We start from the raw sequence: 13,578 nt of genomic DNA, 5'->3' as shown, positions 1-13,578 counted from the left end.
CTAGCTTCAGGTGCTAGCGGGGGCAACTTCGTGGAGGTTCGAGTCCTCTCCTGGGCACCATGACTCAGAAAATGATCAAACCCGCGCAAGCGGGTTTTTTCGTTTCTACCGTCCGGTAACAAAAAAAACCCCGCCTTTCAGCGGGGTTTTTCGTTTCAACGTATCACGTACTCAGTGCCCACCGGCCGAGGCAGCGCCCGCCCCTGCACCGAACGGCGGCTTGGCCAGCCACAGGAAGGCGATGATGGCCAGGAAGATCCAGCCCAGCAGGAAGAAGATGTCGTTGAAACCCATCTGCGAGGCCTGGTGGTTGATCATGTTGTTGAGCGCCGCCGCGCCATGCTGCAGGTCGCCCTGCCCCATCGCGGTCACCTGGTCCTGCATGCCCGGGGTGTAACCGGAGATGTGCTCGGTCAGATGCGCATGGTGCTCCTGGGTACGGCGTGCCCACAGCCACGTGGTCAGCGAGGCGGCGAAGCTGCCGCCCAGCGTGCGCAGGAAGGTTGCCAGGCCGGAACCGGCGGCGATCTCGCGACCGTCCAGATCCGACAGCAGGATCTGCAGCACCGGCATGAAGAACAACGCCACGCCGATACCCATGATCAGCTGGATGCCGGCCACGTGGCCGAAGTCCACCTGCAGGTTGAAGCCCGAGCGCAGGAAGCTGGTGAAGGACAGGAAGATGAAGGCGATCGTAGCCAGCATGCGCATGTCGAACCGCGAGGCGTACTTGCCCACGAACGGCGTCATGATCACCGGCAACACGCCGATCGGCGCGGTTGCCAGGCCGGCCCAGATCGCGGTGTAGCCCATGTCACGCTGCAGCCATTGCGGAATCAGCAGCGCCACGCTGAAGAAGGCCGCGTAGGCCACCACCATCGCCAGCGTCCCGGCGCGGAAGTTGCGGTGCCGGAACAGGCGCAGATCGACGATGGGATCCTTGTCGGTCAGTTCCCAGATCAGGAACACCGCCAGCGCCACCACCGACACACAGGCCAGCACGACGATCTTGGTCGAACTGAACCAGTCTTCGTCGTTGCCCAGATCGAGCACCAGCTGCAGCGCGCCCACGCCGATCACCAGGGTGATCAGGCCGACGTAATCCATCTTCGGCTTTTCGACGTGTTCGGGGCGCCCCTTGAGCTGGTTGCCCACCACCAGCGCCGCGAAGATGCCGAGTGGCACGTTGATCAGGAAGATCCATTCCCAACTGTAGTTGTCGGTGATCCAGCCACCGAGGATCGGGCCGGCGATCGGCGCGACCACGGTGATCATGGCCAGCAACGCCAGCGCCTGCCCGCGCTTCTCGCGCGGATAGAGCGAGACCAGCAGGCTCTGCGTGATGGGGTACATCGGGCCGGCGACGAAGCCCTGGATGGCACGTGAAACGACCAGCATGCCCATGCTCTGGGCCAGGCCGCACAGCAGCGAAGCCAGGGTAAAGGCCAGCGTGGCCCACACGAACAGCTTGGTCTCGCCGAAGCGCCGGCTGAGGTAGCCGGTCAGCGGCAGCGCGATGGCGGTGCTGACCGCGAACGAGGTGATGACCCAGGTGGCCTGCTGTGAACTGGCGCCGAGATTGCCGGCGATGGTCGGCAACGAGACGTTGGCGATGGTGGTGTCCAGGACCTGCATGAACGAGGCCATCGCCAGGCCTGCGGTGCACAGGGCGACGTTGGCCGGCCGGAAGGCCGTGCCGGGGGCCGCGGGGGCGCCCGGTGCGGCGGGAGCTTGTGCGGACATGGTGGCCTCAGCTCGCCTTGCCCTGCTGCGGCAGGTTGCGCTGGATGATCTGGTGGATCACATCGTCAGCGCTGTGCAGCTGCTTGGCGTAGACGTCGGTATCGAACACCTGGCCCTTGGCGATGTCGGTCGGCAGCACGGTGCCCTTCTGGTCACGCAGGCTCACTTCGGCCTTGATCGACAGACCGATGCGCAGCGGATGCTCGGCCAGCTGCTTGGCATCGATGGCGATGCGCACCGGCACGCGCTGCACGATCTTGATCCAGTTGCCGCTGGCGTTCTGCGCCGGCAGCAGCGAGAACGCCGAACCGGTGCCCAGGCCGAGGCTGTCGATGCGGCCCTTGTAGGTCACATCGCCGCCGTACAGGTCCGAACGCAGCTCCACTTCCTGGCCCAGGCGCATGTGGCGCAGCTGGGTTTCCTTGAAGTTGGCTTCCACCCACATCTGCTCGGTCGGCACCACGGCCATCAGGGCATTGCCCGGCTGCACGCGCTGGCCGACCTGCACCGAACGACGCGCCACGTAACCGGTGACCGGCGCGACGATGCCGGCGCGGGCATTGTTGAGGTAGGCCTGGCGCAGCTGCGCGGCAGCAGCCTGCACGTCGGGCTGGGTGGCGATCACGGTGTCATCGACCAGCGCGTTGCTCTGCTCGAAGGTCTCGCGCGAACCGGCCACAGCGGCTTCGGCAGCCGCCAGCTCGGTGCGGGCGTGCGCCAGTTCTTCGTTGGAGATCGCGCCGCTGCTGGCCAGGTCCTTACGACGGTTGAAGTCCTCGCGCACGCGCTTGAGGGTGACCTGGCGCGCGTTCAATTCAGCCTGGGCCCCTTCCACGCTGCGGTACAGACCGCGCACCTGGCGAACTGTCTTGGCGAGGTTGGCTTCGGCCTGCTGCAGGGCCACTTCGGTGTCGGCCGGGTCCAGCTGGACCAGCAGCTGGCCGCGCTCGACGCGCATGCCGTCATCGGCGTTGATCCCGACCACGGTGCCGCTGATCAGCGGGGTGATCTGGACCTGGTTGCCCTGCACGTAGGCATCGTCGGTTTCTTCGAACCAGCGGCCGAACATGAAGTACCACAGGGCCAGCGCGGCCAGCAGCAGCACCACGATGACCAGCAGGCCGCGCAGCAGCTTGCCACGACGGGAGGGAGCTGCCTTCTCGGCAGCGGGAGCGGAGGTCTGACTCATGGGGATGACTCTCAGGAATGCGAGGATTCGGGGGTGGCGGCGACCGTGGCGGCATCGCTGGTCGGGGTGAAGCCACCGCCCAACGCCTGGCTCAGGCGGACCGAAACAAGGATCTGACGCGACTGCAGTTCGGCCAGCCGCTGCTGGGAGACCAGCAACTGCTCTTCGACGCTGAGCACATCCAGGTAGCTGCCGATGCCGGCGCGGTAGCGCTGTTCGGCCAGATCATGGGCGGCACGTGCGGTGCTGACGGCCTGGGCCTGGGCACTGGCCTGGTCGGCCAGTGAGCGCACCGCATTGACCTGGTCGGCAACATCGCGCAGCGCGTTGAGCACGGACTGGTTGTAGTCAGCCACGGCCAGGTCGTATTGCGCGTCGGTCTTGCCCAGGTTGGCGCGCAGGCGGCCACCGTCGAAGATCGGCAGGCTCAGTGCCGGGCCGAGGAAGGCGAACGTCGAGCCACTCTTGAGCAGCTGGTCCACTTCACTGGAGACCACGCCACCCAGGGCGGTCAGGTTGAGGCTGGGATAGAACGCGGCCTTGGCCGCGTGGATCTCGCGGTTGGCTGCTTCCACGCGCCAGCGCGCGGCGACGATGTCCGGGCGACGGCCGAGCAGTTCGCTCGGCAGCACGCCGGGCAGCTGCAGGGCCAGCGGGTTCAACACCTGCGGGCGCACGATCTGCAGGCCCCGGTCGGGGCCCTGCCCGACCAGCGCGGCGAGCGCGGTGCGGGCTTCGTCGATCTGCTGCTGCGCGGCCTGCTGTTGCTGCTGCGCGGCCGGAATACGGGCTTCGGCCTGGCGGGTCTGCAGGTCACTGTCGATGCCAGCGGCGCGCCGCTGACGGGTCAGGTCCAGGGTCTTCTGCGAGCGCGCCAGTTCTTCGCTGGCCACGTCATGCAGCGTCCATGCGTAACCGAGCTGTGCATACGCCTCGGCGATGGCGGCCGAGAGATTCAGGCGTGCGGCCTGGGCGTCCACTTCGGCGGCATGACCGCTGTCCACGGCCGCTTCCCAGGCGGCGCGCTTGCCACCCCACAGGTCGATGCCGTAGCTGAAGCTCAGGTAGGCCTGGCCGCTGCCGGCATAGCTGCCACCGAGCTCGTCGCCGACCATCGATTCGGGCAGGCGTACGCCGGTGTAGCCACCGGAGGCGGACACGCTGGGCAGGCGGTCGGCGCGGGCGGTGCCGATCTGGGCACGCGCCTGGCGCAGGCGTGCATCGGCCGCGTCCAGCCCCGGATTGCGCTGCAGGCCTTCGGCGATCAGCGCGTCCAGCTGCGGATCGCCCAGCGCGCGCCACCAGTCCGTGGCTGGCCAGCCGGGCTGGCTCAGGCCGTTGCCGGCCAGGGTGCGCTGGGTCTGCAGGCTGTCGGCATCCAGCAGACGGCCCTGCGGCTCCAGGCCGCGGCTGCTGGCACACGCGGCCAGCGCAAGCGCCAGCGCGGAGACCAGCACCGGCCGCAGTGGGCGCAGTGAATAAGAACGTTCAAACATGGAAGTCATGGCGTTACCAGTGAGTCGCGTACACGGGTCATGAGGGAAAGCAGCTGCGCGCGTTCGTCCGGAGACAGATCACGCATGGCGTCGTCGATGGTCTGGTCGCCCCGCTGTTTGAGGCGGGCCCACAACTGGCGGCCCGGCTCGGTCAGCACGATCTGCAGCGCCCGCCGGTCCTGGGCATGCGGCTCGCGCCGCACGCAGTCCAAGGCTTCCAGCTTGTCCAGCAGGCGGGTGACCGCGCTGGGCACCTGGTCCAGGGCCTGGGCCAACTCGTTGGCGGTGCACGGGGCACGCGCCGCGAGTACCTTCAGACCGAGATAGTGGGTGAAGCCAATACCGAGGTTTTCCTCGGCCATCGACGTGTCTAGCTGACGGACCAGGCCATCGCGCACTTGGCGCAGCAGGAGTCCGAAGCTGGGGGGATGGGCATCAGGGCAGATCATGGGTGAGCATTCTCTTCCAAAAAATATATTTCTCAATAGAAATATTCAATCTGGAACCAAATGCTGTGTTGCAACAATCAGGGCAATGGGGAGGTCGATACCTTAATGGCGCCCGCCACTGGCCGGGTATTACAATTTGGACAATGGATAACACTTTCAGGCCACCGCTGGAGACCGACGCCACCCAGATGATCCGCAACCAGGTCCTGGACTGGTTCGAACGGGACGACGGGCTGGGCGTGCTCGGCTTCCGTATCGAGAGCCCCAAGGGGCTGGAACGCGAGATCGACTGGCACCAGCACCGGCGCGCCCAGCTGATCTGCGTGGAGGCCGGGCTGCTCACCACCCGCACCCGCCACGGCACCTGGTCGCTGCCACCGGGCTGTGCCGGCTGGATGCCGCCGGGCGAGCCGCATACGGTGGATATCTGCGGGCCGCTGCGTGGCTGGGGCGTGATCGTGAGCGCACCGATGGCCTGTGACCTGCCCGACGAACCCTGCGTGCTGGCCATTTCCGATCTCCTGCAGGCGCTTTCGCTGCGCGTCACCGCATGGGTGCCCGCGGCCGAGCCGAGCCTGCGCCAGCAGCACATGATCGAGGTCCTGTTGGACGAGATCCGCAATGCGCCGCGCCAGCGCATGCACCTGCCGATGCCGCAGGACCGGCGCCTGCTGCGGATCGCCTCGCAGCTGATCGCCGACCCGGCCGACGGCCGCAGCCTGGAGCAATGGGCCCGGTGGGCCGGGCTGTCGCCGCGTACACTGACCCGGCACTTCCGCGATGAAACCACGCTCAGCTTTGCGCAATGGCGCCAGCAGGCCCGGCTGGCCGAGGGGCTGCGCCGGCTGTCCGATGGCCAGAGCGTGTCCGATATCGCGCACGAACTGGGGTTCAGCAGCCCCAGCGCCTTCGTCACCGTGTTCCGCCGCCACTTCGGCAGCCCGCCCGGGCGCTATCTGGCGCGCAGCGGACACCCCCTGAACCCATCACGCGGCTTGGCATCCCCGGCCGCATCCGGATAATCATCCGCCTGCGAGGGCGACAGCCGTCGCCGTCCCTTGCCACAGGTAACAATCCCGCATGACCGATCTTGCCCGCCCCGCGTTCCACGGCTTTGAACAGCTGCCCCTGCGCGAGTACGCCGAACGGGCGTACCTGGACTATTCGATGTACGTGGTGCTCGACCGCGCACTGCCGTTCCTCGGCGACGGCCTCAAGCCGGTGCAGCGCCGCATCATCTATGCGATGAGCGAGCTGGGTCTGAACGCGTCCTCCAAGCCGAAGAAGTCCGCGCGTACCGTCGGTGACGTGATCGGCAAGTACCACCCGCATGGCGACAGCGCCTGCTACGAAGCGCTGGTGCTGATGGCCCAGCCGTTCTCGTACCGCTACCCGCTGATCGAAGGCCAGGGCAACTTCGGCTCGACCGATGATCCCAAGTCGTTCGCGGCGATGCGCTACACCGAGTCCAAACTGACCCCGATCGCCGAAGTGCTGCTGGGCGAGATCAACCAGGGCACCACCGACTGGACCCCGAACTTCGACGGCACGCTGGAAGAGCCGACCTGGATGCCGGCGCGCCTGCCGCACCTGCTGCTCAATGGCACCACCGGCATCGCCGTGGGCATGGCCACCGACGTGCCGCCGCACAACCTCAACGAGATCGTCAGCGCGCTGCTGCACCTGCTCGATGACCCGGATGCGACGGTCACCGACCTGTGCGAGCACGTGAAGGGGCCGGACTATCCGAGCTTCGCCGAGATCATCACCCCGATCGCCGATCTGCGCACCATGTATGAGACCGGCTACGGCAGCGTGCGGGCGCGTTCCACCTTCCTGAAGGAGAACGGCAACATCGTGGTCAACGCGCTGCCGTTCCAGGTGTCGCCGTCGAAGGTGATCGAGCAGATCGCCGCGCAGATGCGCGCCAAGAAGCTGCCGTGGCTGGAGGACATCCGCGATGAGTCCGACCACGCCAACCCGGTGCGCGTGGTGCTGGTACCGCGCTCCAACCGCGTGGACGCCGAGCAGCTGATGGGCCACCTGTTCGCCACCACCGATCTGGAGCGCAGCTACCGGGTCAATCTCAATGTGATCGGCCTGGACGGCCGCCCGCAGGTCAAGAACCTCAAGACCCTGCTCAGCGAGTGGCTGCAGTTCCGCGGCACCACCGTGACCCGCCGCCTCAACCATCGCCTGCAGAAGGTCGAGCGCCGCCTGCATATGTTGGATGGCTTGCTGATCGCCTTCCTCAACCTGGATGAAGTGATCCGCATCATCCGCACCGAGGACGAAGCCAAGCCGGCGCTGATCGCGCGCTTCGCGCTGAGCGAGGAACAGGCCGAGTACATCCTGGAAACCAAGCTGAAGCAGCTGGCCCGCCTGGAAGAGATGAAGATCCGCGGCGAGCAGGACGAGCTGGCCAAGGAGCGCGACAAGATCGTCGGCATCCTGGAGAGCAAGGCCAAGCTGAAGAAGCTGATCCGCGATGAGCTGGTGGCCGATGCCAAGAAGTTCGGCGATGACCGTCGTTCGCCGCTGGTGCAGCGTGGCGCGGCGCAGGCCATCGATGAAACCGAGCTGGTGCCGAGCGAGCCGATGACGGTGGTGCTCTCGGAGAAGGGCTGGATCCGTGCGGCCAAGGGCCACGACATGGACCCGTCCACCCTGTCCTACCGTGATGGCGATGCGCTGCTCGGTTCGGTGCGCGCACGCAGCACGCAGCAGGTGGCGTTCCTGGACAGCGAGGGCCGGGCCTATTCGACCCTGATCCACACCCTGCCCTCGGCCCGCGGCAACGGCGAACCGCTGACCGGTCGCTTCTCGCCGGCGCCGGGCAGCGCCTTCATGACCCTGGCCAGTGGCGAGAACAACACGCGCTTCGTGCTGGCCTCCACGCACGGCTATGGCTTCGTGACCCGCTTCGAGAACCTCACCGGCCGCAACAAGGCCGGCAAGGCGATGCTCAACCTGACCTCCGGCTCCAAGGTGCTGACCCCGGCCGTGGTGGCCAATCCGGAGACGGATCGCATCGTGGCCGTGACCAGCTCGGGCAACCTGCTGGCGATCGCGGCCAGCGACCTGCCGGAACTGGACAAGGGCAAGGGCAACAAGATCATCGACATCCCCAAGGCCAAGCTCGCGACCGAGCGCGTGGTCGCGGTGGTATCGGTGGCGCCGGGCAACACGCTGCTGGTGCGCAGCGGCCAGCGCACCATGAACCTGTCGTTCAAGGATCTGGACACCTACCTGGGCACCCGCGCGACCCGTGGCCACCTGCTGCCGCGTGGTTGGCAGAAGGTGGAAGGGCTGGCGGTGGAGTAAGCGTCGCGGTGCTGACGTGAATCGGAACGGCCGGGGAAACCCGGCCGTTTTTTTGTTGCACCCACAGAAAAGGCCGGGTTTCCCCGGCCTTTCTGATCGTCTCAACGTCGGCTGGCTGGCAGAAGCTGGCAGACGGACGAGGGTTCAGCCGCTGGCTGGCGAAGGCTGGCTGGCGTGCGGAACCCGATGCCGTGGCACCGGTAGTGCCGGCCGCTGGCCGGCTCCCCGGAAGACCGGAACGCACCCACTCAATGCGCAGCGGTACCCTTCGCATCCATCTTGCTGGTCTGGTACAGCGCCAGGCCGATGCGCTTGATCAGGCCCAGCTGCTGCTCCAGCCACCAGGCGTGGTCTTCTTCGGTGTCCTTCAACTGCACCAGCAGCATGTCGCGGCTGACGTAGTCTTGATGCTGTTCGCACAGTTTCATGCCGGCGGCCAGGTTGTCACGGACGCTGTACTCGGTCTCCAGGTCCTTCTGCAGCATCGCTTCCACGGTCACGCCGGGCTCGAACCCATGCGGGCGCATGTCCGGGTCGCCGCCGAGGAAGAGAATCCGGCGCAGCAGCGCATCGGCGTGCTGGGTCTCTTCTTCCATTTCGTGGTTGAGGCGCTCATAGAGCGCGAACAGGCCCTGGTCTTCGTAGCGGCGCGAATGGATGAAGTACTGGTCGCGCGCGGCCAACTCGCCACGCAGCAGTTCCTTCAAGCAGGCGATGACGTCCGGGTTGCCTTTCATGGGGGTGCTCCTGATGAATCAATGCGCGCATGGTGCCCTATCTAAAATTCCGGTGATCTAATCGGAATCAGTTGCAGTTGCGCTTCCACCGCTCCATCGCATTCAGCAGCGGCCCGGTCATGGCCGTGGTTACCAGGGCCATGATCACCAGCACGGCAAACAGGCGGTCGCCGAGGAAGCCCAGCTCGTAGCCGAGGTTGAGCACGATCAGCTCCATCAGGCCGCGGGTATTCATCAGGGCCCCGAGCTTCCACGCATCATGGCTGCCCATGCCGGCACTGCGCGCCGCGCTCCAGGTGCCGATCAGCTTGCCCAGCGTGGCCACCACGATCACGATCAGGCACAGCACCAGGTCGCTGGCCTGCAGGGCATCGGCGCGCATGCGCAGGCCGGTCATGGCGAAGAACAGCGGCAGCAGCAAGGTCACCGCGAACGGCTCGACGCGCTCGGCCACGGTGTGCCGCAGGGTGGCGTTGCCGGATACCGCCACGCCGGCCGCGAAGGCGCCGAACAGCGCGTGGATGCCCAGCATCTCGGTCACCAGGGCGCAGCCCAGCGCCATCAACAGCATGATCAGCAGCCAGCGTCCTTCCTGGCCCGGCGCGATCACCCGGCGCGAGAACCACGGGCGCACCACGCACAGCATCAGCGCCACGAAGGCGACCACGCAGACCAGGTTGATCGTCGCGGGCACCCAGCCCTGCGATTGCGCAGCGGCCACGATCAGCGCCAGCAGGCACCATGCGGTGGCATCACCGAGCGCGGCGCAGGCGATGGCGGTCTGGCCCAGCGGCGTGCCGGTCATGCCCCGGTCGGCCAGGATGCGCAGCAGCACCGGGAACGCCGTGATGCTCAATGAAATACCCACGAACAACGCAAAGCCGGTGAAGCCCACGCCCGGCGGCGCGTGTGCACCATAGAGCCAGATCGCGAGCAGCACGCCCAGCACGAAGGGCACGGCGATACCGGCATGGCTGACCACGAAGGCGAAACGACGTCGCCCCCGCAGTCCGCCCAGATCCAGCTCCGCCCCGGCCACCAGCAGGAACATCAGCACGCCGAGCTGGCTGAGCAGGCCGAGCGAACCCAGCGATGCCGGCGGGAACAGCACGCCGTGGACCTGCGGCAACATGGCCCCCAGCACCAGCGGCCCCATCATCAGGCCGGCCGCCATCTCACCGATCACCCCCGGCTGGCCAAGGCGACGGAACAGCCAGCCCGCGCCCTTGGCGACCATCAGCAATACCAGCAACTGCAGCAGGAACAGACCGAGCGGCGCATGCAGATGCGCGGCCCAGTCGCCCCCCAGCGAGGACTCTGCACGGGCCACCTGCGCGGTCACGGCGGGGCCGGCAAACCGCGCCAGGCCCAGGCCAATCACCAGCGGCAACGCCACCCAGCCCAGATAGCGCCAGGCCAGGCCGCTGCGACGCATGCCGGTGGTGTCAGAGTCCATGACCGATCCCCATCGATTGAAGGGGCGATTCTACGGGCTGCACGCGTCGCCACACCACCGCGGACGACGCGGCGGTGTGGCCATCGCTCAGGCCAGCGCCTGCTCGTGCACGCCGGCGATGGCGCGCCCGGAGGGATCGGCCATCGCGGCAAAGCTCGCATCCCACGCGATCGCCGCCGGCGAAGAGCACGCGATGGACTTGCCACCCGGCACGGTCTCCGCTGCCGCCTGGGTCGGGAAGTACTGCTCGAACACGTGGCGGTAGAAGTAGGCTTCCTTGGTCTGCGGCGGGTTGTGCACGAAGCGCTTGTCCGCCGCGGCCATCACACGGTCACTGACCTGGGCCTCGGCATGGGCCTTGAGCCCGTCGATCCAGCCATAGCCGACGCCATCGCTGAACTGCTCCTTCTGGCGCCACAGGATCGAGTCCGGCAGGTAGCCTTCGAAGGCTTCGCGCAGCACCGCCTTCTCGATACGTCGCGTACCGGCGGGGCCCTGCCCGACCATCTTGTGCTTGGCATCGATGCGCATGGCCACATCGAGGAACTCGCGATCCAGGAACGGCACGCGCGGCTCCACGCCCCAGGCCATCATCGACTTGTTGGCGCGCAGGCAATCGTAGTTGTTGAGTGCATCGAGCTTGCGCACCAGCTCCTCATGGAACTCACGCGCGTTCGGCGCCTTGTGGAAGTACAGGTAGCCACCGAAGATCTCGTCGCTGCCCTCACCGGACAGCACCATTTTCACGCCCATCGCCTTGATCCGGCGCGCCAGCAGGAACATCGGCGTAGAGGCGCGGATGGTGGTGACGTCGTACGTCTCCACGTGGCGGATCACTTCCGGCAGCGCATCCAGGCCTTCTTCGAAGGTGTATTCGAAGCCGTGGTGCACGGTGCCCAGGGCTTCGGCGGCGATGGCGGCGGCCGCCAGATCGGGCGAGCCCTTCAGGCCGATCGCGAAGGAGTGCAGGCGCGGCCACCAGGCTTCACTCTGATCGCCATCTTCGACACGGTGGCGGGCATAGCGCGCGGCGACGGCTGCGACCAGCGACGAATCCAGACCGCCGGAGAGCAGTACACCGTAGGGCACGTCGGTCATCAGCTGGCGGTGCACCGCACGCTCGAACGCCTCACGCAGTTCGACGCGGTCCGCCTCCACGCCTTCGACCGCGTCGTAGTCGCGCCACGGGCGCTCGTAGTAACGGGTGAGCGTGTCGGTGGCGCTGTCGTACCAGTGCCCCGGCGGGAACTGCGCGGCGTCGGCGCAGATGTCCACCAGCGACTTCAGTTCGGAGGCCACCACCAGGCGGCCGTCCTTGTCGTGGCCCCAGTACAGCGGCACCACGCCGATCGGATCCCGGGCGATCAGCACGCGCTGCTCGGCGCGGTCCCACAGCGCGAAGGCGAAGATGCCGTTGAGGCGGTTCAGGAACGAGGCCGGGCTGTCTTCGCGGTACAGCGCGTTGATCACCTCGCAGTCCGAGCCGGTCTGGAAGGCGTACGGCTGGGCCAGCTCGGCCTTCAGTTCGCGGTGGTTGTAGATCTCCCCGTTGACCGCCAGTGCCAGCCCGCCGTCTTCGGAGAGCAACGGCTGCGAGCCACCGGCGGGGTCGACGATGGCCAGGCGCTCGTGGACCAGGATGGCGCCGTCATCGACGTACACCCCGCTCCAGTCCGGGCCGCGATGGCGCTGGCGCTGCGACAGGTCCAGCGCATGGCGACGCAATGCGACGAGGTCATCGCCTGCCTGGAGGCCGAAAATACCGAAAATCGAACACATGGGAACAGCTCCTGATGATGGGGGAATACACGTATTGCAGGCATTCGACCGGCCACCCAGGCCCGGAAGGGGTAAACCCGGGCCACAAAAAAACCCGCATCGGTCGATGCGGGTTTTCTGGGGTCCGGGCGTGTTGCTTGTACTAGCCCTGGTCGCAGTCCCGCATCGGCCGCGCACGATTATTCGCGCGCAGATTAGTGCGGTTGGTATTGCTGACAGCGGTGGCCGGGAACGAGGACATGGACCGACCGTAACCGGGTTTGGGCGGCGGTGCAACTGTTGCGATGGCAACCAAACCGACCGCCGCGGACAACCCCGCGCTCCGGGGCCGGGCGATAATCACGGTCCTTCTGCACCCCCCTGGCTGGCATGACCGCTCGCATTGGACGCATCGCTACACGCCTGGGCGGCATCGCCCTGGCCCTTTCTCTCATCGCCTGCAGCAGCGCCCCGTCACGTACGCCTGCGAGCATCGTGCAGTCGATCGAGACCAAGGCGGCCGATGGCAGCTTCGACAGTGCCTGGGAGGCCGCCAGGACCTACGAGACTTTCAACGACCCGCGCGCCGTGACCTGGTACGAACGTGCCGCCGCCGTCACCCCGTGGAGCTTCCACAACCCCCAGGCCGAAGAGGCCCTGGGCCGGATCTGGACCCACGGTGAGCTGCTGCATGGCACCGGCCCGAACATCCTGCAGGGCACTGCACTGCGCGCCTCACCGCGCAAGGCAGAGCGCTGGTATCGCGCCGCTGCCGAGCATGGCAACCCGATGGCGATGCTGATGCTGGCCAGGTTCCATCGCGAACGCGGTGAGGCGGCCAGCGCGCTGCGTTGGGACCTGCGCGCGACCATCTACCACCACATGCCGTCCGAATCCTCGCGGCTGCCGCAGGCGATCGCCGCGCAGCCGGAGGGCACCCTGCATCCGCTGGTCGTCGACATCCAGCGGCGTGCGCAGCGCGGTGATGCCGACGCCCAGGTGGATCTGGGCGCGATGTACGAACTCGGGATGGGCCTGCCGCGCGATGGTATCGAGGCGCTGCGCTGGTATCGGCTGGCGGCCGACCAGGGCAATGTGTACGGGCAGTATTTCAGCGGCCTGCTGCTGGGCCGCGGCCGCGCCGGCGTGACACGTGATCTGGACGCGGCCGCAGGTTGGTTCGCCAAGGCCTATACGCAGAAGTTCTACCTGGCCGGGGAGACGTACTGGCGCGAGCGGATCAAAGCGCCGTTCTGGACCTTCGGCTGACGCCGGATACCCGAAATTTCCGCCCCACCCGGTAGAGCCGACCGTTGGTCGGCTGCACATGTCGCCCCACCCGGTAGAGCCGACCGTTGGTCGGCTGCACGTGTCGCCCCACCCGGTAGAGCCGACCGTTGGTCGGCTGCACGTGTCGCCCCACGGG

10 protein-coding genes are annotated in these 13,578 nt (G+C 67.0%); 3 read left to right on the top strand and 7 right to left on the bottom strand.

Annotated features, from left to right (window positions below):
• Positions 1–171 precede the first annotated feature (171 nt).
• Genes ABE483_RS18740 through ABE483_RS18725 form a run of 4 tightly spaced genes read right to left on the bottom strand, consistent with a single transcriptional unit; the run spans position 172 to position 4,877 of the window.
• Positions 172–1,743 carry a DHA2 family efflux MFS transporter permease subunit gene (locus ABE483_RS18740; protein ID WP_176989939.1) on the bottom strand — a complete coding sequence of 524 codons (1,572 nt, stop codon included), beginning with the start codon at positions 1,741–1,743 and terminating at the stop codon, positions 172–174.
• Positions 1,744–1,750: 7 nt separating this feature from the next.
• On the bottom strand, positions 1,751–2,932 hold the full coding sequence (gene emrA / locus ABE483_RS18735; RefSeq protein ID WP_123728786.1) for a multidrug efflux MFS transporter periplasmic adaptor subunit EmrA: 1,182 nt from the start codon (positions 2,930–2,932) through the stop codon (positions 1,751–1,753).
• Between the two features lie 11 nt (positions 2,933–2,943).
• Positions 2,944–4,428, bottom strand: a complete 1,485-nt coding sequence (locus tag ABE483_RS18730) for an efflux transporter outer membrane subunit (protein WP_313211678.1) — start codon at positions 4,426–4,428, stop codon at positions 2,944–2,946.
• Positions 4,429–4,433: 5 nt separating this feature from the next.
• On the bottom strand, positions 4,434–4,877 hold the full coding sequence (locus tag ABE483_RS18725) for a MarR family transcriptional regulator (protein ID WP_088433075.1): 444 nt from the start codon (positions 4,875–4,877) through the stop codon (positions 4,434–4,436).
• A 143-nt stretch (positions 4,878–5,020) separates the two neighbouring features.
• On the opposite strand from ABE483_RS18725, the gene ABE483_RS18720 reads away from it, so the two are divergent.
• Both ABE483_RS18720 and parC read left to right on the top strand, forming a co-directional pair.
• Complete coding sequence (locus tag ABE483_RS18720; protein ID WP_313211676.1) at positions 5,021–5,899, top strand: helix-turn-helix transcriptional regulator; 879 nt, start codon at positions 5,021–5,023, stop codon at positions 5,897–5,899.
• Positions 5,900–5,957: 58 nt separating this feature from the next.
• Positions 5,958–8,201, top strand: coding sequence for a DNA topoisomerase IV subunit A (parC, locus tag ABE483_RS18715; RefSeq protein ID WP_346482176.1), 2,244 nt, complete (start codon positions 5,958–5,960; stop codon positions 8,199–8,201).
• A 248-nt stretch (positions 8,202–8,449) separates the two neighbouring features.
• Here parC and ABE483_RS18710 read toward each other — a convergent pair whose 3' ends face one another.
• The 3 genes from ABE483_RS18710 to asnB form a co-directional block, all read right to left on the bottom strand.
• Positions 8,450–8,938: a bacterioferritin gene (locus ABE483_RS18710; RefSeq protein WP_346482175.1), complete on the bottom strand. Its 489-nt coding sequence runs from the start codon at positions 8,936–8,938 to the stop codon at positions 8,450–8,452.
• Between the two features lie 67 nt (positions 8,939–9,005).
• Positions 9,006–10,394, bottom strand: coding sequence for a cation:proton antiporter (locus ABE483_RS18705; RefSeq protein ID WP_346482174.1), 1,389 nt, complete (start codon positions 10,392–10,394; stop codon positions 9,006–9,008).
• Positions 10,395–10,481: 87 nt separating this feature from the next.
• On the bottom strand, positions 10,482–12,173 hold the full coding sequence (asnB, locus tag ABE483_RS18700) for an asparagine synthase B (protein WP_313217736.1): 1,692 nt from the start codon (positions 12,171–12,173) through the stop codon (positions 10,482–10,484).
• Between the two features lie 369 nt (positions 12,174–12,542).
• Here asnB and ABE483_RS18695 point away from each other — a divergent pair, with 369 nt between their 5' ends.
• Entirely contained in the window at positions 12,543–13,421 is an 879-nt protein-coding gene (locus ABE483_RS18695; protein ID WP_346482173.1) for a tetratricopeptide repeat protein, read from the top strand.
• Positions 13,422–13,578 lie beyond the last annotated feature (157 nt).

This window comes from Stenotrophomonas sp. TWI602, assembly GCF_039674045.1.
Classification (GTDB): Bacteria; Pseudomonadota; Gammaproteobacteria; order Xanthomonadales; family Xanthomonadaceae; genus Stenotrophomonas.
The sequence above is the reverse complement of the archived record's forward strand: the minus strand, read 5'-3'. Positions and strand labels throughout refer to the sequence as shown.